Origin of the sequence: Undibacterium sp. TJN19, from assembly GCF_049339485.1 — a bacterium.
Classification (GTDB): domain Bacteria; phylum Pseudomonadota; class Gammaproteobacteria; order Burkholderiales; family Burkholderiaceae_D; genus Undibacterium.
Map to the genome: position 1 here is coordinate 1 of NZ_JBMPPL010000080.1, position 284 is coordinate 284.

A 284-nucleotide genomic window follows, 5' to 3' on the forward strand; every position below is an offset into this window, starting at 1 on the left:
GAAGATGGAGGCGTCTACGCCAGCGGCGGCTACTACGGACTCACCGGCAAAAACGTCGCCAAAAACACCATGGCCGAATTTGGCGCGGGTGCCTACTGGCGTGCCTATAAAACCAACGACTTCACCTTCACCACAGGTTTAGGACTCACCACCTTCTTCTACAACAAAAACCTGCGCTACTTCACCTACGGGCATGGTGGCTACTTCAGCCCCAAATCCTATGTTGCCATGGGCATCCCGCTTGACTTTGCCGGACGCAAAGGCAAACTGTCGTACCAGATCGG

Annotated in this window: 1 protein-coding gene; it reads left to right on the forward strand. The window is 54.9% G+C overall.

What is annotated here, in order from left to right; all coding sequences use genetic code 11:
* The coding region (locus ACO0LH_RS28615; protein WP_422944545.1) for a cellulose synthase subunit BcsC-related outer membrane protein at nt 1–284 on the forward strand (284 nt) is incomplete at both ends.